The 22548-nt window shown below is 71.8% G+C and carries 20 protein-coding genes; 13 read left to right on the forward strand and 7 right to left on the reverse strand.

The annotated features are described in order from the left end of the window. The first annotated feature begins 4 nt into the window (after nucleotides 1-4). Nucleotides 5-1297, forward strand: coding sequence for an acetyl-CoA C-acetyltransferase (locus tag NMK34_RS00930; RefSeq protein WP_318331828.1), 1293 nt, complete (start codon nucleotides 5-7; stop codon nucleotides 1295-1297). A gap of 51 nt (nucleotides 1298-1348) precedes the next feature. Here NMK34_RS00930 and NMK34_RS00935 read toward each other — a convergent pair whose 3' ends face one another. Further along, nucleotides 1349-3646 carry a PKD domain-containing protein gene (locus NMK34_RS00935; RefSeq protein ID WP_318331829.1) on the reverse strand — a complete coding sequence of 766 codons (2298 nt, stop codon included), beginning with the start codon at nucleotides 3644-3646 and terminating at the stop codon, nucleotides 1349-1351. Nucleotides 3647-3823: 177 nt separating this feature from the next. Between NMK34_RS00935 and purB the strand changes: the two genes are divergently transcribed. Beyond that, nucleotides 3824-5248: an adenylosuccinate lyase gene (gene purB / locus NMK34_RS00940; RefSeq protein ID WP_318331830.1), complete on the forward strand. Its 1425-nt coding sequence runs from the start codon at nucleotides 3824-3826 to the stop codon at nucleotides 5246-5248. A gap of 121 nt (nucleotides 5249-5369) precedes the next feature. On the opposite strand, the gene NMK34_RS00945 is transcribed toward purB, so the two are convergent. Together NMK34_RS00945 and NMK34_RS00950 are read right to left on the reverse strand one after the other, a co-directional pair. Then, on the reverse strand, nucleotides 5370-5945 hold the full coding sequence (locus tag NMK34_RS00945) for a YbjQ family protein (RefSeq protein WP_209310384.1): 576 nt from the start codon (nucleotides 5943-5945) through the stop codon (nucleotides 5370-5372). A 12-nt stretch (nucleotides 5946-5957) separates the two neighbouring features. After that, nucleotides 5958-6641 carry a S1 family peptidase gene (locus NMK34_RS00950; protein WP_318331831.1) on the reverse strand — a complete coding sequence of 228 codons (684 nt, stop codon included), beginning with the start codon at nucleotides 6639-6641 and terminating at the stop codon, nucleotides 5958-5960. 470 nt (nucleotides 6642-7111) lie between these two features. Here NMK34_RS00950 and purS point away from each other — a divergent pair, with 470 nt between their 5' ends. From purS to NMK34_RS00970, 4 genes are all read left to right on the forward strand, one after another. Further along, entirely contained in the window at nucleotides 7112-7375 is a 264-nt protein-coding gene (purS, locus tag NMK34_RS00955; RefSeq protein ID WP_013473439.1) for a phosphoribosylformylglycinamidine synthase subunit PurS, read from the forward strand. Further along, nucleotides 7372-8055: a phosphoribosylformylglycinamidine synthase subunit PurQ gene (gene purQ / locus NMK34_RS00960; RefSeq protein WP_318331832.1), complete on the forward strand. Its 684-nt coding sequence runs from the start codon at nucleotides 7372-7374 to the stop codon at nucleotides 8053-8055. Before purS ends, purQ begins: the two co-directional genes overlap by 4 nt. 64 nt (nucleotides 8056-8119) lie before the next feature. Further along, nucleotides 8120-10831 (forward strand): phosphoribosylformylglycinamidine synthase subunit PurL, encoded by a 2712-nt coding sequence (gene purL / locus NMK34_RS00965; RefSeq protein ID WP_318331833.1) that lies wholly within the window; start codon nucleotides 8120-8122, stop codon nucleotides 10829-10831. A gap of 10 nt (nucleotides 10832-10841) precedes the next feature. After that, nucleotides 10842-11591 carry a 2-phosphosulfolactate phosphatase gene (locus NMK34_RS00970; protein ID WP_194802214.1) on the forward strand — a complete coding sequence of 250 codons (750 nt, stop codon included), beginning with the start codon at nucleotides 10842-10844 and terminating at the stop codon, nucleotides 11589-11591. A gap of 91 nt (nucleotides 11592-11682) precedes the next feature. Here the strand turns inward: NMK34_RS00970 and NMK34_RS00975 are convergent, their stop codons facing one another. Continuing rightward, nucleotides 11683-13611 (reverse strand): carboxypeptidase-like regulatory domain-containing protein, encoded by a 1929-nt coding sequence (locus NMK34_RS00975; protein ID WP_318331834.1) that lies wholly within the window; start codon nucleotides 13609-13611, stop codon nucleotides 11683-11685. Nucleotides 13612-14179: 568 nt separating this feature from the next. On the opposite strand from NMK34_RS00975, the gene NMK34_RS00980 reads away from it, so the two are divergent. From NMK34_RS00980 to amcA, 5 genes are all read left to right on the forward strand, one after another. Further along, the gene (locus tag NMK34_RS00980) at nucleotides 14180-14533 is read left to right on the forward strand and encodes a sterol carrier family protein (protein WP_318331835.1); all 354 of its coding nucleotides are present in this window, start codon (nucleotides 14180-14182) and stop codon (nucleotides 14531-14533) included. Between the two features lie 168 nt (nucleotides 14534-14701). After that, nucleotides 14702-16219, forward strand: a complete 1518-nt coding sequence (gene purF / locus NMK34_RS00985) for an amidophosphoribosyltransferase (protein WP_013283425.1) — start codon at nucleotides 14702-14704, stop codon at nucleotides 16217-16219. Nucleotides 16220-16276: 57 nt separating this feature from the next. Next, nucleotides 16277-17431 (forward strand): phosphoribosylformylglycinamidine cyclo-ligase, encoded by a 1155-nt coding sequence (gene purM / locus NMK34_RS00990; RefSeq protein ID WP_262015985.1) that lies wholly within the window; start codon nucleotides 16277-16279, stop codon nucleotides 17429-17431. Between the two features lie 127 nt (nucleotides 17432-17558). Further along, nucleotides 17559-18650, forward strand: a complete 1092-nt coding sequence (gene amcB, locus NMK34_RS00995) for a cyclophane-forming radical SAM peptide maturase AmcB (protein ID WP_318336243.1) — start codon at nucleotides 17559-17561, stop codon at nucleotides 18648-18650. Next, nucleotides 18631-18843 carry a multiple cyclophane-containing RiPP AmcA gene (gene amcA, locus NMK34_RS01000; protein WP_135242751.1) on the forward strand — a complete coding sequence of 71 codons (213 nt, stop codon included), beginning with the start codon at nucleotides 18631-18633 and terminating at the stop codon, nucleotides 18841-18843. Before amcB ends, amcA begins: the two co-directional genes overlap by 20 nt. 152 nt (nucleotides 18844-18995) lie before the next feature. Here amcA and NMK34_RS01005 read toward each other — a convergent pair whose 3' ends face one another. Then, nucleotides 18996-19211: a DUF3073 domain-containing protein gene (locus tag NMK34_RS01005; protein WP_013283429.1), complete on the reverse strand. Its 216-nt coding sequence runs from the start codon at nucleotides 19209-19211 to the stop codon at nucleotides 18996-18998. A 291-nt stretch (nucleotides 19212-19502) separates the two neighbouring features. Then, nucleotides 19503-20585: a Glu/Leu/Phe/Val dehydrogenase gene (locus NMK34_RS01010; protein WP_318331836.1), complete on the reverse strand. Its 1083-nt coding sequence runs from the start codon at nucleotides 20583-20585 to the stop codon at nucleotides 19503-19505. 175 nt (nucleotides 20586-20760) lie between these two features. Here NMK34_RS01010 and NMK34_RS01015 point away from each other — a divergent pair, with 175 nt between their 5' ends. Together NMK34_RS01015 and NMK34_RS01020 are read left to right on the forward strand one after the other, a co-directional pair. Beyond that, on the forward strand, nucleotides 20761-21600 hold the full coding sequence (locus NMK34_RS01015) for a hypothetical protein (RefSeq protein WP_318331837.1): 840 nt from the start codon (nucleotides 20761-20763) through the stop codon (nucleotides 21598-21600). A 256-nt stretch (nucleotides 21601-21856) separates the two neighbouring features. Beyond that, nucleotides 21857-22066: a BldC family transcriptional regulator gene (locus NMK34_RS01020; RefSeq protein ID WP_007073996.1), complete on the forward strand. Its 210-nt coding sequence runs from the start codon at nucleotides 21857-21859 to the stop codon at nucleotides 22064-22066. A gap of 91 nt (nucleotides 22067-22157) precedes the next feature. On the opposite strand, the gene NMK34_RS01025 is transcribed toward NMK34_RS01020, so the two are convergent. Then, nucleotides 22158-22535, reverse strand: coding sequence for a PPOX class F420-dependent oxidoreductase (locus tag NMK34_RS01025; protein WP_135242754.1), 378 nt, complete (start codon nucleotides 22533-22535; stop codon nucleotides 22158-22160). Between the last annotated feature and the right edge of the window lie 13 nt (nucleotides 22536-22548).

The raw sequence follows: 22548 nt of genomic DNA on the forward strand, positions 1-22548 counted from the left end.
GATCGTGCAGAGTGTCCGGCGGGTCGCGGTCATCGGGGGCAACCGCATCCCCTTCGCCCGGTCCAACTCGCGCTACGCGCACGCGTCGAACGCGGACATGCTCGGTGCGGCGCTCGACGGGCTGGTCGCCCGCTTCGGGCTGGCCGGCGAGCGGGTCGGCGAGGTCGTGGCCGGCGCGGTGCTCAAGCACTCCCGCGACTTCAACCTCACCCGTGAGGTGGTGCTCGGCTCCCGGCTCGACCCGCACACCCCCGCGTACGACATCCAGCAGGCCTGCGGCACCGGGCTGGAGGCGGCCATCCTGGTCGCCAACAAGATCGCCCTCGGGCAGATCGAGGCCGGCATCGCCGGTGGCGTCGACACCACCTCGGACGCGCCGCTCGCCGTCAACGAGGACATGCGGCGCACGCTGCTCCAGCTCAACTCGGCCCGTACGCTCGGCGAACGGCTCAAGATCGCGGCGAAGCTGCGCCCGCACCAGCCGTTCAAGCCGGAGATCCCGCGCAACGCCGAGCCGCGTACCGGACTGTCCATGGGGGAGCACGCGGCTCGCACCGCGCTGCGCTGGAACGTCGACCGGACCGCACAGGACGAACTCGCGCTGCGCTCGCACCAGCGGCTCGCCGCCGCGTACGACAAGGGGTTCTTCGACGACCTGATGACCCCCTACCTGGGGCTGACCCGCGACCAGAACCTGCGCCCGGACACCAGCCTGGAGAAGCTCGGCTCGCTCAAGCCGGTCTTCGGCGCCTCCGGCGCGGACGCCGAGCGGGCCACCATGACCGCCGGCAACTCCTCGCCGCTCACCGACGGCGCGTCGACGGTGCTGCTCGCGTCCGAGGAGTGGGCCAAGGCGCACAACCTGCCGGTGCTCGCCTGGTTCTCCTGGTCCGAGACCGCCGCCGTCGACTTCGTGCACGGTGACGAGGGCCTGCTGATGGCCCCCACGTACGCGGTGCCCCGGATGCTGGCCCGGGCCGGGCTGAGCCTCCAGGACTTCGACTTCTACGAGATCCACGAGGCGTTCGCCTCCCAGGTGCTGGCGACGCTGGCGGCCTGGGAGTCGCCGGAGTTCTGCAAGGAGCGCCTCGGGCTGGACGCCCCGCTCGGCTCGATCGACAGGGAGAAGCTGAACGTCAACGGCTCGTCGCTGGCGGCCGGGCACCCGTTCGCCGCCACCGGTGGCCGGATCGTCGCCACGCTCGCCAAGCTGCTGGATCAGAAGGGGAGCGGGCGCGGCCTGATCTCCATCTGCGCCGCCGGCGGGCAGGGCGTGACAGCGATCCTGGAGCGCTGACGACGAGACCCGCCCGGGGTGGCTCCCGGGCGGGTCTCGACGGTGCCGGCATCAGCCCCCGACTGTGAACTTCTCCCACGGGCCGATCGTGGTGCGGTTGGCGATCAACGGCTTGGCGCCCGCACTCTCGGCGCTGACGTAGCGGTTGTTGATCGTCGCCTTGAGGCTGACCGTGCCGTCCGCGTTGCGGACCAGGACGAACGTCTCCCAGGCGCCGGCGCTGGTGCGGTTGGCGATCAGTGGCTTGGTGCCGGTGCCGTCCGCGCAGACGACCTTGCCGTTGGCCTGGGCGAGGAGTGCGACCTTGCCGTTGCCCAGGTCGAGCACGTCGAACCGCTCCCACGCCCCGGCGGTGGCACGGTTCGCGATCAGCGGCTTCGCGCCGGCGCTCTCCGCGCTGACGAACTGCCCGTTAGCGCCGGCCTTCAGGGTGCGGTTCGCGTCGGCCAGGTTGACCCGGTAGAACTTCTCCCGGGTAGCGATCGCGGTGGCGTTCGCGACGAGCTCGGCGCTCCCGTTGACGCCCACGTACGCCCGGCCGCTCCAGCGCAGACTGATCGTGCCGTCCGCGTTGGTGACCAGGTCGAAGGTCTGCTCGTCCGTGACCGACGGGCTGTTCGGCAGGATGGCGCCGCTGTTTACCAGATACCGTCCGACCGAGCGGGACAGCACGGCGACGCGCCCGTTGCCGGCATCGGCCAGGTCGAACTGCCCGTCGGCGGCCAACGTGGCCTTGTCGGCGGTCAGGATCCGCCCCGCCGTGGCGGACGTGTAGCGCAGGTTGACGAGAGCGAGCAGACCGATGGTGCCGGTACGGCGCAGGACGCTGATGCCCTGCGTGGCGGTGCCGGTCCGGTTGTCGGAGCCGGAGACCGTCACCGAGACCGTGTAGTCGCCGGTGGTCGCGTAGGAGTGCGAGGCGACTGGCTTGTCCGAGGTGACCACCGTGCCGTCACCGAAGTCGAAGACGTACCTGGAGATCGGCCGGTACCCGGGGAGAGAGAGGGACGCGTCGGCGGTGACGGTGCGGGTGCCGAGATCCAGCTTCGTCTCGACCCAGGCGCGCGGGGCGCCCAGATATTCGGTCACCCCACGATCTGCCCACGGCATCGGGCCGGCGCCGGTGTTGGGCCGGTTCGGGTTGTCGGCACGGGCGTTGCCGGCGCGGTCGGTGGCCTGGAAGCCCGGGGCCGCGGAGTTCGCCGAGTCCTCCGCCTCGGTGGCGTAGGACGTGTCCAGGTCGTGCGCGGCCTGCCCCGACGCGAGCCGGAACGCCTGCACGCCCATCCGGGTGCCGTTCCATGAGTAGGCCGTGTCGGACGGCGAACTGTAGTGGTAGGTGTTGTTGTAGTCCACCACGGTGCTGCCGGCGGCGGCGTCGAAGAGGCCGACCTCCACGCCGGGCGGTTCCGCCGGGTCGCAGTAGCTACGCGTGGTGATCCCGTTCGAGGTCATGATGTTGTTCTGCACCGAGACGCCGGTGGCGTCGCCGTCCACCCGGATGCCGTCGCCGCAGTGGTCGCGTACGTAATTGTTGGTGATCGCTGTCCGGGCGGCCCCGCGGACGTGGATGCCCCGTCCTGCCCCGCTCTGGACCTGGGTATTGGCCACGACGGTGTCCGCCGCTGCCGGGCCGATCGCGATCCCGGCGCTGGTGAACGCGCCGACGGTGCTGTTCAGGATCGTGTTTCCCGGCCCGTCGATCCGGATGCCGACGTTCGGCTCGGCGACCGTGTAGGTTCCGCCCACGGTGGCGGAGCGGACGACGACACCAGTGGTCGCCGCGTCCATACTGATGCCGCTGGCCGGCGCCGCGCCCTTGACGACGATCTGGGCCAGCGTCGTCCGGCTCACGGCGGTGAGCCGGACGATCGGTGCGGTGGCCGTGTCCGCCGGAAGGAAGCTGCCGCCCTGCACCGTCAGCCCGGAGGCATTGGCGAGGTCGAGGGCGGGACCGTCGGTTGTCTTGGCCACCCGGATGTTCTGGAGCACGATGTCGTGCTGGCCGTGCACCACGACGCCGGCCGTGGGTCCGTTGATCGTGGCCGTACCGTCGATGACGATGGTGATCGGCTGCTCGGGGGTGCCGGAGCGGCCGACGGTGACCCGCTCCGAGTAGCTGCCCTGGCTGATGTCGACGGTCTGGCCCGGTTCGACCCGTGCCACCGCCGGATTGATGGAGCAGAACGGTGCGGCCAGAGTGCCGGGGCCGGTGTCTGAGCAGGCCGTCGCCGTCTGGCGGACGTAGATGGTGGTCGTGTCGGCCGCCTGGGCAGGCGCGGCGAGGGCCAGCAGGGAACCGCCGGTCAGCACGGTGGTGGTGAGCCCGGCGAGAAGAGGTCTGTGCATGTGAACCTCGGTCGAGGAGTGAAGGCCCTGATTGGGGCCGGAGAACATGATCCGCGACTTGTCGGGTCCGCGTAGCCCTTGAGGACGTATCGGACGCGGTCATCGAGCAACCGGTTGTGCTGGATCGGGTACCGGCGTCGCCGGGACCGGCCCGGGCCTCATGAAAGACTGAGGTACGTGACGACGATCCCGAACGTGCTCGCCAACCGGTACGCCTCGCCCGAACTGGTCGCCCTCTGGTCGCCGGAGGAGAAGGTCCGGATGGAGCGCCGGCTCTGGCTGGCGGTGCTCAAGGCCCAGCGTGATCTCGGCGTGCCGGTGCCCGACGGGGTGGTCGAGGCGTACGAGCGGGTGGTCGACCAGGTCGACCTGGCCTCGATCGCGGCGCGGGAGCGGGTCACCCGGCACGACGTGAAGGCCCGGATCGAGGAGTTCAGCGCGCTCGCCGGGCACGAGCACGTGCACAAGGGGATGACCTCCCGCGACCTCACCGAGAACGTCGAGCAGCTCCAGATCCGCGCCTCGCTGGAGCTGATCCGGGACCGGGTGGTCGCCACCCTGGTCCGGCTGGGCCGGCACGCGGGCGAGTACTCGGCGCTGGTGATGACCGGCCGGTCGCACAACGTCGCCGCGCAGGCCACCACGCTGGGCAAGCGCTTCGCGTCGGCGGCGGAGGAGCTGCTCATCGCGTACGAGCGGCTGGAGGACCTGATCGGCTGGTTCCCGCTGCGCGGGATCAAGGGGCCGGTGGGCACCGCCGCCGACCAGCTCGACCTGTTCGACGGCGACGCCGGCAAGGTGGCCGAGCTGGAGCGCCGGGTGGCCGAGCATCTGGGGTTCAGCCGGGTGCTGGACAGCGTCGGCCAGGTCTACCCGCGTTCGATCGACATGGCTGTCGTCGCCGCGCTGGCCCAGGTGGCCGCCGCGCCGTCGTCGCTGGCGACCACGATCCGGCTCATGGTGGGCCAGGAACTGGTCACCGAGGGTTTCAAGCCGGGCCAGGTCGGGTCCAGCGCGATGCCGCACAAGATGAACACGCGCTCGTCGGAGCGGGTGAACGGCTTCGCGGTGATCATCCGGGGTTACCTGTCGATGGTCGGCGAGCTGGCCGGTGACCAGTGGAACGAGGGGGACGTCTCCTGCTCGGTGGTGCGCCGGGTCGCGCTGCCTGACGCCTTCTTCGCCGCGGACGGGCTGTTCCAGACGTTCCTCACCGTGCTGGACGAGTTCGGCCCGTACCCGGCGGTGATCAACCGGGAGCTGGAGCGTTTCCTGCCGTTCCTCGCCACCACGAAGATCCTGGTGGCGGCGGTACGCCGGGGTGTGGGCCGGGAGGTCGCGCACGAGGTGATCAAGGAGCACGCGGTCGCCGTGGCGCTGGCGATGCGGGAGAAGGGCGCGGCCGAGAACGACCTGTTCGACCGCCTGGCCGCCGACGGCCGGCTGACCCTGACCCGGGCCGAGATCGACACGCTGGTCGCCGACCGTAACGCCTTCGTGGGCGCCGCCGCCGACCAGGTCACTCGGGTGACCGCAAGGATCACCAAGATCGTCGAGACCCACCCCGAGGCCGCCACCTACTCCCCGCCCCCCATCCTCTGACCTCTTTTCCGGTCGATCATGAAGTTGGCGGCACCCAAGGAGATCATTCCTGCCGTCAACTTCATGATCGACGGGGCGGAGGCGGCAGGCGGAGGCGGCAGGCAGCGCCGGTCAGGGGCGGTCAGGGGCCGGTGGGGGTTTCGGCCGCGGAACTCAGGTTGGGGGCGGACGCGGGTTCGGCGATGCCGCCGGGGGCGGAGGCGATCTCCGGGTCGTGGGCGGTCTCGGCCGCGATCGCCGGCTGGTCCGGCGGCATGACGTCAGGCATCTTCGGCGCGACGATCACCGCAGTGCCGTACGCGCAGATCTCCATCCACATCTCGCCGCAGTCCCGGCTGTCGAAGCGCATGCCGATCACCGCGTTCGCGCCCAGGCGGCGCGCCTCCTCGCCGAGGCGGGCCACCGAGTCGGTACGCCACCGGGTCAGGTTGTCCGGCGCCATCGGGTCGTAGGCGCCACCACGCAGGTTCTTGACCCCCTCGCGGTACGGGTTACGGGTCCTCGCCATCGAGGAGACCACTTCGCCGAGGATCTGGCGGATCTCGTAGCCGGGCAGTTGATCCGTCGTCACGACCAGCACACTTCCGATGCTGTCAGTCCTCGGCCGGGTGGTTCGCGAGCCGTGTTCAGCTGATCGGATGCTGAAAAACGGCGCGGCGCGGACGGTCGGGCCGCACCCGACCGATCCGCGCCGCATCGGCATCAACCGTCAGACACCGGCCGTCGAGGTGATCCAGGCCCGGTTGTACGCAACACTGCCGTAGTTCTGGATGCTCTGGCCGTCGGCGGTGGAGGCGACGCCGACCTGCCGGCCGTTGTAGAACTGCGGGCCGCCCGAGTCGCCCCGCCACGCGTTGCCGTTGACCCGGGTGCTCCGGATCGCCTGGCCGCCGTACGCGTCGGTGACGCTGGTGCTGGTCACCCGTACGCTCGCGGTCTTGAGCTGGGGCGACGCGCCGCAACCGCTGTAGCAGGTCATGCCCCAGCCGTAGATCGTGTTCGTCGAGCCGACCGGCGGGTTGCTGCTGGCGAGCGAGACGGCGGAGGTGCTGACCGTGCTGGACAGGCGGAGCAGGGCCAGGTCGTAGCGGGTGTAGGAGGCGCTCACGGTGCGGGTCACGCCGCCCGAGGCGTAGTAGACGCTGCCGACCCGGACGGACATGGTGCCGCTGACGCAGTGCCGGGCGGTGAGCACCCACTGGGGCGCGATCACGCTGCCGGAGCAGGTGAACGAGCCGTTGCTGAAGACGGCGGCGGCCCACGGCGCCGACGAGACGGTGCCGCCGCCGATGATCGGCTGAGGGCCGGCCGGCGCGGCGGTGGCGCCGGAGGCGGTGACCAGGACGCCGGCCAGCGCGGTGGTCAGCACGGCGAGCAGGGGACGGAGGCGCATGTCGGGGCTCCTTCTGCGCGGACGCCCGGGGTTGCCGGGCAGGGGGTGACACCCGCCGGGTGGGGTGGGCCGGCGAGGGACATCGATCTCACTCATCGACATCTGACGATGCATGCTACGGCCGTGACGCCCTCTGTCACAAGGTGCGGATCGAATCACACCGATGGAGTGACGCGCGCCGCGTGCCGTGCGGGGGTGCTGTCGGATACCGGTCCAAGGTGGGGTGTTTCGCGGCAGAATGCCTGCTGAGAGGCGTTGTCGAAGGGCTCTGGCGAGCACGCAGCGCAACGAATTCGCATCGACGCCGCAACGAACGGGCAACGGTGCCCGTCCGGTGCCGCCGACGGGGTCGATCAGTGCCGGAACTGCCCCCGGCCGGTGCGGGCCGGGCGGTATCTGCCAGGTAGGCTGGCTGCGCTCGCCCGATTGTTGGGCCGGCACCCAACTGCGTACACAGTCAGGAGTGCCCAGTGCCTCGCGTCGTCGTCGACGTCATGCTCAAGCCCGAGATCCTCGATCCGCAGGGCCAGGCCGTCGCAAACGCGCTGCCCCGCCTCGGCGTCAGTGACGTCGCCTCGGTTCGGATCGGCAGGCGGATCGAGATCGAGTTCACCGGCGAACCGGACCTGGACCGGGCCCGGGAGATCGCCGACAAGCTGCTGGCCAACCCGGTCATCGAGGACTTCACCGTCCGCGTGGTCACCGCCGACGAGACCGCGGGCGCGCAGTCGTGACCGCCCGGGTCGGTGTGGTCACCTTCCCCGGCTCGCTCGACGACGGGGACGCGGCCCGGGCCGTACGGATCGCCGGCGCCGAGGCGGTCCGGCTCTGGCACGGCGACCCGGACCTGCACGGGGTGGACGCCGTCGTCCTGCCCGGCGGCTTCTCCTACGGCGACTACCTGCGCTGCGGCGCCATCGCCCGGTTCGCACCGGTGATGGAGACGATCGTCCAGGCCGCGCGCGGTGGCCTGCCGGTGCTCGGCATCTGCAACGGCTTCCAGATCCTCTGCGAGGCCCATCTGTTGCCCGGGGCGCTCACCCGCAACCAGCACCTGCACTTCCGCAACCGGGACCAGGTCCTGCGGATCGAGAGCACCGGCACCGCCTGGACGAACGCGTTCCAGCCGGGCCAGGAGGTGCTCATCCCGGTCAAGAACGGCGAGGGGTGCTACGTCGCCGACCCCGCGACGCTCGACCGGCTGGAGGGCGAGGGCCGCGTCGTCGCCCGCTACCTCGGCGGCAACCCCAACGGATCGCAGCGCGACATCGCGGCGATCACCAACGAGGCCGGCAACGTCGTCGGCATCATGCCGCACCCCGAGCACGCGGTGGAGGCGCTCACCGGCCCCTCCCTGGACGGCCTCGGCTTCTTCACCTCGGTGCTCAAGCACCTGGTGGGAGCGCCGGCGTGATGGTGGCCGGGAACATCGGTCGGCTCACCTGCCGCACCGGCGGCGAGCGCAGCAAGGAGACGTCATGACCACCCATCCGGACCCGGCCCTGCGCGAGGCGCAGGGCGTGGTGCCGCAGGCCGGCCCGAACGACGACTGGGCGCTGGGCGTGGACACCGTTCCCCGGGCCGCCGACTCGCCGGAGGAGCTTCAGCCGTACGCCGAGCTGGGCCTCCGCGACGACGAGTACGACCGGATCCGGCACATCCTCGGCCGCCGGCCCACCCAGGCCGAGCTGGCCATGTACTCGATCATGTGGAGCGAGCACTGCTCCTACAAGTCGAGCAAGGTGCACCTGCGCCAGTTCGGCGAGAAGGCGCCGCCGAGTGACCGGCTGCTCGCCGGCATCGGCGAGAACGCCGGCGTGGTCCGGGTCTCCGACGAGCTGGCGGTGACCTTCAAGGTCGAGTCGCACAACCACCCGAGCTTCGTCGAGCCGTACCAGGGCGCGGCGACCGGCGTCGGCGGCATCGTCCGCGACATCCTCGCCATGGGCGCCCGCCCGGTCGCCGTGATGGACCCGCTGCGCTTCGGCGCGGCCGACCACCCGGACACCGCCCGGGTGCTGCCGGGCGTGGTCGCCGGCGTCGGCGGCTACGGCAACTGCCTGGGCCTGCCCAACATCGGCGGCGAGGTCGTCTTCGACCCCTGCTACCAGGGCAACCCGCTCGTCAACGCGCTCTGCCTGGGCGTGCTGCCGGTCGACCGGCTGCAGAAGAAGGACGCCACCGGCCCCGGCAACATCGTGGTGCTGATGGGCGCCAAGACCGGCCGCGACGGCATCGGCGGCGTGTCCGTGCTCGCCAGCGCCACCTTCGACGAGGGCAGTGAGCAGCGCCGCCCGTCCGTGCAGGTGGGCGACCCCTTCATGGAGAAGCTGCTCATCGAGGCGTGCCTGGAGCTGTACGACGCCGAACTGGTCGTCGGCATCCAGGACCTCGGCGGCGCCGGCCTGACCTGCGCCCTCACCGAGACGGCCGCCTCCGCCGGCACCGGCATGCGGGTCTGGCTGGAGCGCGTGCCGCTGCGCGAGCCGTCGATGGAGCCGCACGAGATCCTGGCCAGCGAGTCCCAGGAGCGGATGCTGCTCGTCGTCTCGCCGGACAAGCTCGACGCCGTGCTGAAGACCGCCGAGAAGTGGGGCGTCTGGGCCACCGCCATCGGCGAGGTCACCGCGCCGTCGGCGGACGGCCAGCCAGGCCGCCTGGTCATCACCTGGCGCGACCAGCTCGTGGTGGACGTGCCGCCGGGCTCGCTCGTCGACGACGGCCCGGTGTACGCCCGGCCGATGCGCGAGCCGGCCGACCTGATCCTGCTCCAGGCCGACCGCGCCGAGACGCTGCCCCGGCCGAGCACCCCGGAGGCGCTCCGGGAGACCGTGCTGCGCATGATCGCGTCGCCGAACCTGGCCGACAAGACCTGGGTGACCGAGCAGTACGACAGGTACGTGCTCGGCAACACCGTGCTCGCCCAGCCGGAGGACTCCGGCGTGATCCGGATCGACGAGCGCAGCGGCCTCGGTGTCGCGCTCTCGGTCGACGGCAACGGCCGGTACGCCCGCCTCGACCCGTACCACGGGACGAAGCTGGCGCTGGCCGAGGCGTACCGGAACGTGGCGGTGACCGGCGCGAAGCCGATCGCCGTGACCAACTGCCTGAACTTCGGCTCGCCGGAGGACCCGGGCGTGATGTGGCAGTTCGCCGAGGCCGTGCGCGGCCTGGCGGACGGCTGCCTGGAGCTGGGCATCCCGGTGACCGGCGGCAACGTCAGCTTCTACAACCAGACCGGCGCCGCCGCCATCCACCCGACCCCGGTGGTCGGCGTGCTGGGCGTGCTCGACGACGTCGCCGACCGGGTGCCGATGGGCTTCGTGCCGCGTCCGGCCGGCGACCACGACCAGCTGTTCCTGCTGGGCGAGACGCACGTCGAGCTGTCCGGCTCGGAGTGGGCCTGGGTGACGCACGAGCACCTGGGCGGCATCCCGCCGCAGGTCGACCTGGCCCGTGAGCGGCAGCTCGCCGAGCTGATGGCCGAGGCGGCCCGGGTCGGGCACCTCAGCTCCGCCCACGACCTGTCCGACGGCGGTCTGGCGCAGAGCCTCGTCGAGTCGGCCCTGCGCCGTGGCGTGGGCGCCCGGGTCGTGGTGCCGGAGCACTTCGCCGGTGGCTCGATGCCGTTCGTCTTCCTGTTCAGCGAGTCCGCCGGCCGCGTGCTGGTGTCGGTGCCGCGCGGCCACGAGAAGGCGTTCACCGCCCTGTGCGCCGAGCGCGGCGTGCCGTGGGAGTTCATCGGCGTCACCGACCCGGCCTCCGGCGCGCTGGAGGTGCACGGCCAGTTCCGGATCGGCCTGGACGAGCTGCGCGAGGCGCACACCGGTACGCTCCCGCGTCTGTTCGGCGCCGCTGAGGCGGCCCGGGTGGAGGTGGAGGCGACCCGTACCGGGACCACCACTGTGCTTCCGGCCACCGCCGAGCAGCCGGTCGGCGTGGACCCGGCCGCTGTCGACGCCGAGCCGATCGCCAAGGCCGGCCGGGACACCCCGGAGGTCGACGCCGAGGCGTCCGCACCCGCCGCCGCGGCGGAGCCCGAGGCGCCCGCTGCGGCGTCCGACGAGGCCGAGCCGGCCGGCGGTACGGCGAGGCCGGCAGTCGACGGAACCCCGGACCAGGACGAGTCGGCGCCCGCCGACGGGTCCGACGGTCCGGCTCCCGGTGAGCCGGCGCCGGGTCAGCGCTGAGGCGCTGGCCTTGGCCGTCTTCGCCCAACCCGGCTCCGGTGCCCGGTTCGACTGGGGACTGACCGGAGCGGCGGAACTCGGCCGGGTCTGTGCCGCCCTGGTGGTGGTGGACGTCTTGTCGTTCACCACCGCCGTGGAGGTGGCGGTCAGCCGCGGCATGCGGGTGCACCCGTTCCCGTGGGGTGAGCAGGCCGCCGACTACGCGCGCCGGGTGGGTGCCGTGGCCGCCGTGGGCCGCCGGAAGACGACGGCGGAGCACCAGTGGTCGCTGTCCCCGGCGGCGCTGCGGGCCGCGCCGGTCGTCGCCGACCTGGTGCTGCCGTCACCGAACGGCTCGGCGATCAGCGCCGCGGCCAGCGCCACCGGAGTGCCGGTGGTCGCGGCGTGCCTGCGTAACGCACCCGCCGTCGGGCGCTGGCTCCTGGCCGAGGGGTACGGCTCGAAGGACGCACCCGTGGGCGTGGTGGCGGCCGGGGAACGCTGGCCCGACGGGTCGCTCCGGCCGTGCGTGGAGGACCAGCTCGGTGCGGCATGCGTGCTCGACGCGCTCGCCGGGGTGCCGGGCGGGCTCTCGGTGGAGGCAGCGATGGCGCTCGCCGCGCTGGCGAGCACGCCGGACGTGCCGGCGGCGGTCCGGGGCTGCGTCTCCGGGCGGGAACTCGCCGAGGGCGGCTTCGCCGAGGACGTCACGGTCGCGACCGAGGTGGGCGTCTCCGACGTGGTGCCGGTGCTCCGCCAGGGCTACTTCGCCCCCGCCTGAGCACGCTTCCAACTCCCGTCCTGCGGGGCCCGCTGACGACTGTGGCCGCCCGCTGTTCGCGGGCGGCCACAGTTCTCACATCCGATGCCTGTCAGTCGTCCAGCCAGTCGAGGCGTCGCCCGCTCCGGTCCGCCGGACCGTCCGGGCGGGCGCGACCCGCCTGCGCCGGGTCGTTGGGGTATCCGTTGTCGTAGCCGCCCCCGCGCTGCTGCGGCGGCTCCTGGCCGTAACCGCCCTGCTGGCCGTAACCACCCTGCGGGGCCTGACCGTAGCCGTCGCCGTACCCGCCGCCCTGCTGGCCGTAGCCGCCGGACTGGTGACCACCGTCGTAACCGCCACCGGCGTTGCCGTAGCCACCGTTCGGCGCGTCGCCGTATCCGCCCTGCGGGCGGGTGCTGTCGTAGCCACCGGTCGCGCCGCTGTCGTAGCCGCCCTGGGACCGGCTGTCGTAGCCACCGGGGTTGTCGTAGCCGCCCGCTGGCGCGTCGCCGTATCCGCCCTGCTGCCGGGTGCTGTCGTAGCCGCCGGCCGGGGCGTCGCCGTAGCCGCCTGCGGGGGCGTTGTCGTACCCGCCGGTCGGCGCGTCGCCGTAGCCGCCGCCCGCCGCGCGACCGCCGCCGTAGCCCGGGGCGTCACCGTACCCGCCGGTCGGGTTGTCGCCGTAGCCACTACCAGCGGCGTTGCCGTAGGCGCCGGTCGGCTCGCCGTATCCGCCCTGCTGGCGCGTGCTGTCGTAGCCGCCGGTCGCACCGTTGTCGTAGCCGCCCGACGCGGCGCCGCCGTAGCCACCGGCCGCACCGTAACCGTCGCCCTGCTCCGCGCCACGGCCGTACGGGGCCGAGCCGGCCTGGTCGTAGCCGCCGCGGTCCTGCTCCGGCTGGTAGGTGCTGGTCGGGTACGGGTCGGCCGCCGGCGCGTACTGCGTGCTGTCACCGGTGTAGCGACCGGTGGGCTCGTCGAAGCGCTCGTTGCCGTAGCCGCCGCCCTGGGCCGCGTATCCGGCCGCGCCAGCCGCCGCGCCTGCGGCGTTGTCCGGGCTGCCGTAGCCGGCACCGGAGGAGGGGCCGTTGCCGTAGCCGGCACCGGAGGACGGGCCGTTGCCGTAGCCGCCGCCCGAGGAGGGCGCGTTGCCGTATCCGCCCGCGCCGCCGTAACCGCCCTGGCCCGATGCGTCCTCGCCGTAGCCGTAGCCGCCCTGGCCGCCGCCTGCGCCGTACGCCGGGCCGGGCGGTGCGCCGTACGGGTCCGGCGGGACGTCGTCCACGACCGGCCGCTGGAGCATGGTGGGGGCGTCGCTGATCGAGGGGCCGCCGACCATCGTCGCGGCCGGACCGGCGCTCATACCGTTCACCACGCGGGTCTGGTCGTCGGTGCCGTGGTAAGCGCCCCGGGCCGCCGGGATCGCACCGGCCGCGCCGGGCCCACCCGGACCGGACGGGCCACCCGGACCGTCGCCGTCACCGTCGTCGCCCTCGTTCTTGCGGCGCATGTAGAGCAGCACGATGGTGCCCACGCCGACGGCGACGAACAGGCCGCCGAGCAGGATGAGCAGCCAGGAGCCGAAGCCACCGGAGTCCTCGTTCGCGGCCGGCTGCTGCGCGGCGGGCGCCTCGGCCGACGGGGTGTCGGTCGCCTCCTCGTCGAGCGGCTCCTCGGACGGCGGGGCGGACTCACTCGCCGACGGGGTGGCGCTCGGGCTCGCCGACGCCTTCAGCTGGATGCTGAGCCGGACACCGGTCACCGACTGGCCGGCATTCGCGTTTATCGACCGGGCGACCGGCGAGGCGCCGTCGGTGGAGGCGCCGAGATCGATCCGGCCCGGTGCGATCGGGTTGGACTCGGAGCCGCTGAAGCTGAAGTTGCCGTTGCCGCTGGTGTTGGTGCGGCGTTCCTTGCCCGCGCTGTCGCGGAGCATGACGAGGGCGCCCTCGATCGGATCGCCGTCGGCGTTTACCACCTTGCCGGACACCGTCTTGACGGTCTGCGGCTGCTGCGGCGCCTCCGGACCGTTCACGGTCATGTTGCGCGAGTCGCCACCCTGGTCACCGCCGGCTCGTGCGGAAACCCGGACCTGCCCGGACTTGTTAGCACCCGGTGCAAGGTTGTCGGCGGTCAGCGTGACGTTGAATTCTGCGCTTCCCTTAGCGGGAATGGACTGCGCCGGCACCCGACACTGACCCTGACACCTCAGCCCGTCGAATACATCGACGTTGACGCTGAAGACGCTCGCCGTTTCGTTGTTGTTCGTGACGGTGAACTTCATGGGCGTCGATTGACCGCTGGACAAGGTTTCTGTCTGCAGGCTGGTGATCTGCACGCCCGGGTTCTCCGCGAAGGCGGGAGCTGCGGGGACGGTGAGCAGGGCGCCGAAGACCAGCGCTACGACCACACCGGCCCGCTGCTTCCAGGCACGTCGGTGTGTTGACACGTCCACCGCCTTCCGGGTCTGATCGCCCCGCCGGCCGTTCGGCCGAGGTTGATCACTCACGGTACGAATAACGCCGTCGGCAACTATGCCTTGTCTGACCGGATCATCTCTACCCAGGGCCGCCGTCGGGCGGCCTTCTGCCGGGTCGTATCGTCCCGTCGTGTCCTCTCCGCACGCTTATTCCGAAGCGGTACTCGCCGCCCTGGCGGCGCTGGACGAGGGGCGTACGCCCGAACGGCCGGTGCTCCGGGAGGCGGTCCGGACCCTCTTGGCTGCCCTCGCGGATCGCGCCCCCGGCCGATCGGTGGAGGTGCGCGTCCCACCCTACGGTGCGGTCCAGTGTGTGAGTGGTCCACGACACACCCGCGGTACGCCGCCGAACGTGGTCGAGATGGATCCGGCTACCTGGCTGGCGATCGCCACCGGGCGCCGGGGATGGGCGGAAACGGTCACTGAGGGTCGCATCCGGGTTTCCGGAAACCGGGCTGACCTCTCCCCGTACCTCCCGATTTAGGCGTCGGGCAGCGTAAACCCTGCTCACGCTGAGCGGAGACTTCGTGACTGTCGGTGTCGACTGCTGGTCGCGTACACTGAGAGCCGACGACGGTCCCGGCCCATGCGTGCGGAGCTGCCCCCCTGACTCCGCCAGGCCAGTCCAGACCCCACTGCGAGGGAGCGGCAGGTGCCCCGAGGCGATGGCCGGCTGAGCCACGACCTTGACCCCCAGCGACCCGGCCCACAGGACGCGTGCGGCGTCTTCGGCGTCTGGGCGCCGGGTGAAGAGGTCGCCAACCTCACCTACTTCGGGCTCTACGCCCTCCAGCACCGCGGTCAGGAGGCCGCGGGCATCGCGGTGAGTGACGGCTCCGGTGTCGTGGTCTACAAGGACCTCGGCCTGGTCGCCCAGGTGTTCGACGAGCCGACGCTGGCGAGCCTGCGCGGCCACGTCGCGATCGGGCACGCGCGCTACTCCACCACCGGCGGCTCGACCTGGGAGAACGCCCAGCCCACCATCCGTGCCACGACCGCCGGCACCACAATCGCGCTGGCGCACAACGGCAACCTGGTCAACACCGCCGAGTTGCAGCGCGAGGCCGCCGTGCGGGGGCTCGACTCGGACGGCTCGACGAACGACACCTCGCTGGTCACCATGCTGCTGGCGAGCCGGCCCGACCTGTCGGTCGAGGCGGCCGCGCTGGAGGTGCTGCCGCAGCTGCGCGGCGCGTTCAGCTTCGTCTTCATGGACGAGTCGACGCTCTACGCGGCGCGCGACGCGCACGGCGTACGCCCGCTGGTGCTCGGCCGGCTCGAACGCGGCTGGGTGGTGGCGAGCGAGACCGCCGCGCTGGACATCGTCGGCGCGAGCGTGGTGCGCGAGGTCGAGCCGGGCGAGCTGATCGCCATCGACGAGAACGGGCTGCGGTCCAGCCGGTTCGCCTCGCCCGAGCCCAAGGGCTGCCTCTTCGAGTACGTGTACATCGCCCGGCCGGACGCCACCATCGCCGGTCGCAACGTGCACGCCGCGCGGGTGCAGATCGGCCGCCAGCTCGCCAAGGAGCACCCGGTCGAGGCCGACCTGGTGATCCCGGTGCCGGAGTCCGGCACGCCGGCCGCGATCGGCTACGCCGAGGAATCCGGCATCACCTACGGCCAGGGCCTGATGAAGAACCCGTACGTCGGGCGCACGTTCATCCAGCCCTCGCAGACGCTGCGCGCGCTCGGCGTCCGGCTGAAGCTGAACCCGCTGCGGCAGAACGTCCGCGGCAAGCGCCTGGTCGTGGTGGACGACTCGATCGTGCGGGGCACCACCCAGCGGGCGATCGTCCGGCTGCTGCGCGAGGCGGGCGCGCTGGAGGTCCACGTCCGGATCTCGTCGCCGCCGGTGAGCTGGCCCTGTTTCTACGGCATCGATTTCGCCACCCGTGCCGAGCTGCTCGCGAACGGGCTCGACAACGACGGCATCCGGCGGTCCATCGGCGCCGACTCGCTCGGTTACGTATCGCTTCCCGGTCTCATCGCCGCGACCGAGCAGCCGAAGAGCCGGCTCTGCCGGGCGTGCTTCGATGGGGAGTACCCGATCGAACTGCCGGCCGGGAACCTGATCGGCAAGCACGTGCTCGAAGGAGTGGGACGCCGGGTCGCCGCCGAGGCGGCCGGGCCGACCGGTCCGCTCGTCGCCACACCGACCCACCACCCGTAGCACCACCGACGCGGGTCCGGCCGCTCCGGGCTCGCGGGAACCACAAAGGGGAGAACCGTGACGCACGTGTCCGAGCGCAGCGGCGCAGGATCCAGCCCGACGGGCGCCGGCGGCGACCGCCAGCCCTGGTCGGCGGGGTCCAGCCGGACGCAGCGCAAACGCTCGGTCTCGTACGCCGACGCCGGGGTGTCGATCGAGGCGGGCGACCGCGCTGTCGAGCTGCTCAAGTCCAAGGTCAAGGAGACCCGGCGTCCCGAGGTCATGGGTGACCTGGGCGGCTTCGCCGGCCTCTTCCGGCTGGACACGAAGAAGTACAAGAATCCGATCCTGGCGTCCTCGACCGACGGCGTGGGCACCAAGCTGGTGATCGCCCAGCAGCTCGACATCCACGACACGGTCGGCATCGACCTGGTCGCCATGGTCGTCGACGACCTGGTGGCCTGCGGCGCCGAGCCGCTGTTCCTGCTCGACTACATCGCCACCGGCGAGGTCGTACCGGACAAGGTCGCCGAGATCGGCGCCGGCATCGCGGACGGCTGCCGGTACGCCGGCTGCGCGCTGCTGGGTGGCGAGACCGCCGAGCACCCGGGCGTGCTGCGCCCCGACGAGTACGACATCTCCGCCACCGGCGTCGGCGTGGTGGAGGAGAGCGAGATCCTCAGCCCGGAGCGGGTCGAGGTGGGCGACGTGGTGATCGCCATGCGCTCGTCCGGCCTGCACTCCAACGGCTACTCCCTGGTCCGGCACGTGCTGCTCGGCGCCGGCCGGATGCGGCTGGACGTGGTGATCGACGACTTCGGCCGCCAGCGGACGCTCGGCGAGGAGCTGCTCACCCCGACCAAGATCTACGCCCAGGACTGCCTCAAGCTGATCGCCGAGGCCGAGGTGCGGGCGCTGGCCCACGTCACCGGCGGCGGCATCCCCGGCAACCTGGTCCGGGTGCTGCCCGAGCACGTCGACGCCGTGGTCAACCGCTCCACCTGGAAGCCGCAGCCGATCTTCGACCTGATCCAGTCCAAGGGCCGGATCGAGGACCCGGAGATGGAGGCCACGTTCAACATGGGCGTCGGCATGTTCGCCATCGTCTCCGCAGAGGACGCCGACCGCGCGCTGGCCACCCTGACCGGCCGGGGCGTGGACGCCTGGCAGGCGGGCGAGATCATCGAGGGGTCCGGCAACGTGCAGATGGTCGGACAGCACACCCGAGGCTGATCACCCTGTGCCTATCGGCCGGGCACGTGATCGGGGGTTCACCCGAGCGGCCGCCGCGGCCTAGCCTGGAGGTTCGGTTTTCAGGCAGGCGGGGGAGGTGCTGATGGCTGCGCGCACGCCCGAAGGGATGCGGGGCATCGCCGCCGTCCCGTCGTACGTGGTGATGCAGCCGACGACCCTGTGCAACCTCGACTGCGCCTACTGCTACCTCCCCTTCCGGGCGGCCGACAGGCGGATGCCGGTGGCCGTCGCCGAGGCGGTGGCGGCGTCGGTGAACCCGTGGGCGGCGGGCGGTCGCTTCTCCGTGGTCTGGCACGGGGGCGAGCCGCTCGCTGCCGGCCGGGAGCATCTGGCCGCGCTGCTGGCGCCGTTCGGGCCCGACGTCGAGCACCACGTGCAGACCAACGCCACGCTGATCGACGACGCGTGGTGCGCGTTCTTCGCCGAGCACCGGGTGCGGGTCAGCGTCAGCGTGGACGGGCCGCGGGCGCGCAACGGCGAGCGGGTCACCCGGGGCGGGCGGCCCGCGTACGACCGGATCGTGGCGGGTGTGGCGGCGCTGCGCCGCCACGGCCTGCCGTTCTCGGCGCTCGCGGTGGTGTCGCGGCCGGAGCCGGGCCTGGCGACCGAGCTGTACGACTACTTCCTCGACCTGGGCTGCGACGTGCTCGGCGTCAACATCGAGGAGACCGAGGGCGTCAACACCCGGACGAACGCGCGCGACGAGGGCGCGGTCACCGGGTTCTGGGCCGAGCTGGTGGCGGCCTGGCGCCGGGATCCCCGGATCCACCTGCGCGAGGTGGAGTGGTCGCTGCGGTACGCGGGCGCGGTGCTGGCCGGCACCGCCGACGACCTGCTGCCGCGCAGCCTCGACCCGATCCCGACGGTCGGGCACGACGGCTCGGTGGTGGTGCTCTCGCCGGAGCTGGCCGGTTTCACCGACCCCCGGTACGGCGACTTCGCCAGCGGGAACGTGCTCACCACGCCGCTGGGGGAGATCCTCGCCGGCGCGGCCGGTACGCCGTGGGTGGGCGAGTTCCTCACCGGCGTGGAGGCGTGCCGGGCGTCCTGCGCGTACTTCGGGTTCTGCGGCGGTGGGCACGCCGCCAACCGTTACTTCGAGCTGGGGCGTTTCGACGGTACGGAGACCGAGCACTGCCGCAACAGCAAGATCCGCCTACTGGAGGGAGTGTTGGAGCATGCCCGAGACCATCAGTGACACCGACCGGGAGGCGGTCGCCGACCGGGTGCGGGACGCCGCTGCGGGGCTTACCGCTCTGCTCCACGAGGCGGAGGCGGCACGGCTGCTGCGGGCGGAGGTGTCGGGCGGTGACGGCGCCGACGCGGTCTGCGCGTGGAACCACTTCGAGAACATCCCGACGTTCTACAACTGGAACAACCGGCCGCGCTGAGGGGACGGTTCCGCGATCAAGGACCTGCCGGCGCGTCGGAGCGGGGGCGCCCCGGAGCGCCGGCAGGTCCCTGATCGTCGGTCGTACGCCGGCTCAGCAGAGCACATGCGTGAGCACGCGGGGGTTACCGCGTGCTCAGATGTGACCGGAGGTCAGCGGGTCGGACGAGCCCAGGTGTCCGGGTCGTCGTCCGCGTGGTCCTCGTCATCGTCGTCGACATACTCTTTGTAGTCGTCGTCGAAGTTGTGCTCAGACTTTCCACTACCCGCCAGTTCGCGCTGCAAGGCGGTTAGGTCGGTGTTCGGGGAGTGGTACTTCAACTCCCGGGCCACCTTCGTCTGCTTGGCCTTAGCACGGCCGCGCCCCATGGCTCGACCCCCTCGCACAGAATGCGGGGCAGCCCGAAGGCGGGCCCCGATGACGTCAGGCATCTCTCGTGGCTCTTACGGTACATGGGGATGCCATCGTTCGGCACCTCGGGTCACCGTCGACCGGACCTGCGCGTCGCGGTGGTCCAGCTGTCACAAAGTGTACCGGGTAAGGGGTAACCCCCGGGGCTGGCCGTGACACCGGACATACCGGTACGAACAAGCCCGAGGATCAGCTTAACGCGCACCGCCTCCGGGGGAGGAGCGTCGCCCCGCCCCCGGAGGTGAGCTTCACCGCAGATGGATCGTCCGCAGCCGGCCGACCTCGGCCATCCGCCGCTCGGCGAGCCGGTCCGCAGCGACCGCCGGCGGCACGCCCTCGTCGTCGGCGAGCTGGAGGATCTGCCGGGTCGTGTCGAAGATCCGGGTGGCGCGCAGCTTGGCGCGGTCGAAGTTGAAGCCCTCGATCTCGTCGGCCACCTGGATCACGCCACCGGCGTTCACCACGTAGTCGGGCGTGTAGAGGATGCCCCGGTCGGCGAGCAACTTCTCGATGCCCGGGTGGGCGAGCTGGTTGTTCGCCGCCCCGGTGACCACCTTCGCCCGCAGCACCGGCACGGTGTCGTCGTTCAGCGCGCCGCCGAGCGCGCACGGGGCGTACACGTCGATGTCGGAGGCGACGAGCGCCGCGGTGTCGTCCACCAGGGTGACCTGCGGGTGGGTGGTGCGCGCCCACTCCAGGGCGCGCGGGCTGACGTCGGTCGCCACGACCTCGGCGCCGTCGTCGAGCAGGTGGGCGGTCAGGTACTTGCCGACCTTGCCCAGCCCGGCCACGCCGACCCGGCGGCCGGCCAGCGTCGGGCTGCCCCAGACGTGCTCGGCGGCGGCCCGCATGCCCTGGAACACGCCCCAGGCGGTGAGGATCGAGGAGTCGCCCGCGCCGCCGTGCTCCACGCTGCGGCCGGTCACGTAGCGGGTCTCCCGGGCGATCACGTCCATGTCCGCCACGTAGGTACCCACGTCGCAGGCGGTGTAGTAGCGGCCGTTGAGCGACTCGACGAAGCGGCCGTACGCGCGCAGCAGCGCCTCGCTCTTGATCTGGTCGGGGTCACCCCAGATGACCGCCTTGCCGCCACCGAGGTCGAGGTTCGCCAGGGCGTTCTTGTAGGCCATGCCGCGCGAGAGGTCGAGCACGTCGGCGAGGGCCTCGGCCTCGCTGGCGTACGGGTAGAACCGGGTGCCGCCGAGCGCGGGGCCCAGCGCGGTCGAGTAGATCCCGATGATCGCCTTCAGGCCGGACTGCTTGTCCTGGCAGAACACGACCTGCTCATGCCCCGTGGAGACGGGGTCGTCGGTACTGGCGAATACGCCCATGGCTGACTCCTGTGTCGGTGTGCGCCCTTGTGGGGCGCGGAACCCGGGTGGCACGCCGGCGGGATGCTGCCGGTGTCGTAGAGCCTAATATCGGCCCGAACCGTACTGTCGCGCATGTCACGCCACGGGCCCGAGGGCGGCGACGGGCGGTCCCGTCTCGTGGGAGGATCGCGCCGTGCCGTCGCTCTTCGCTTCATACCTGCGCGTGTACGAGCCGCTGACCGCCTTCGACCGGGATCGGCAGTCGTACTGGCGCCGGTACGTCAGCGAGGGCCGTGCGATCGCTCCGCTGGAGGGGCCGGTGCGGCAGCGGACCACGGTGATCGAGGCGCTCGGCGCCGGCTGGACCCGGTTACCCGACCTGCCCGACGAGGCGTACGTCCTGGAGTCCGACGACGCGCTGCTGGTCTGCCCGTGGAACCTGCGTATCCGGGTCGCCGAGGCGGCGCTGAGCGCCCGCGACGGCGTGCCCTCGGTGCTTGCCGACGCGTTCGTGCCACCGGTGCTCGCCGGGCAGGCCAAGGCCGTGGTGGAGGACTGGCGCAGCGGTGCCCGGGTGCTGGAGCACGGGGTGCCCCGGGTGCACGAGCAGATCGCCACCTGGGGCGTGCCGCTGCGCTGGTTCGTGCTGTTCGAGGCCGGCGAGCGGCACCTGGTCACCGATCCGGGGCGGCGGGCGCTGCGCTACCGCACCGAGATCTCCAAGGCGCGGCGTCGCGCGTCCCGGGCGCTGTCGGTGCTGCGCAAGTCGATCGGCGAGGCACCGATCACCGAGGCGGTCGAGGAGGCGGCCCGGTGGCTGGAGGAGTTCCACCCGCGTTCGGTGGTCGAACTGGACTACGGCGGCCTGGTGCAGCTGCTGCCGGACGAGACGCTCGAAGCCGACGACTCGACCGATCTGGTGGCCGCCGGACTGTCCGGACTGGGCCGGGGCGAGGCCGAGGAGGCGTCCGCCGCGTACGACAAGCTGGTCGCCCGCTGGCGCGCGGTGCAGCTGCTCGAACGGTGCAACTGACGTCCGGTTTGCCCTGCTAAGTGGTCTTGGACACGAGAGTGTCTCGTAGCTGATGCGTCACGAACCGTGATCATGAGTCCGAATAAGGTACTTTCTGCGGCATAAAAGTCGTAAAAATCGGGCATGGTTCATCCGTCCGTCTAGCGACCTTCAGCCGTTCGGCCCATGTCGGACATCGGGGACTAGCCGGACCATGGGAGACGCGTCGGCCGGCGGGACCCCGGCCGATGTCTATACATGTGGAGGAGTGACCCCGATGGCATCGCGAACGCACGAACCTGAGCCGCTACTCACACCGGCCGAGGTGGCGTCGATGTTCCGTGTCGACCCGAAGACGGTGACCCGGTGGGCCAAGGCTGGCAAGCTCAGCGCCATCCGGACCCTCGGCGGTCACCGCCGCTACCGCGAGTCGGAGGTTCGGGCCCTGCTGCAGGGGCAGATCCCCCAGCAGCGCCAGGGAGACTGACGAACCGGCGTTCTCCGGCGTTCCGATCAAGGGCGGTGCCGTCACGGCGCCGCCCTTGATCGCGTCCGGGTTTGATCGTGTCGAGGGCGGATCAGTCCAGCACGATCCGCAGCCCGACCGTGCCGCGCTCGCCCCGGCGCAGCCGGCTGCCCAGCAGGCTCAGCCGCCCGATCAGCCGGTACTTCCGCTTGAGCAGCGTCCGGACCCGGTTCGTGCTCTCCGGGTCGGCGATCGTCGCGTGGCCCGGCACCGCCTCACCGTGCGGCCGGCCGCGCACGTCGCACGGCGCCACAGTGACCCGGCCGTCGCGCCGGATGCGCTTCACCTTCCCGGAGTCGGCCACCGTCCAGACCGCGAGCCCGTCGCCGTCGCGTACCGCCCACACCGGAGTCGGCACCGCCCGGCCGTCCTTGCGGAACGTGGTGAGCAGGACGTACTTCTCCGCAGCCAGGCGGTCCAGGTCGGTCACGCCGCCAAGGATA

Source organism: Micromonospora sp. BRA006-A (assembly GCF_033433935.1).
GTDB lineage: Bacteria > Actinomycetota > Actinomycetes > Mycobacteriales > Micromonosporaceae > Micromonospora > Micromonospora aurantiaca.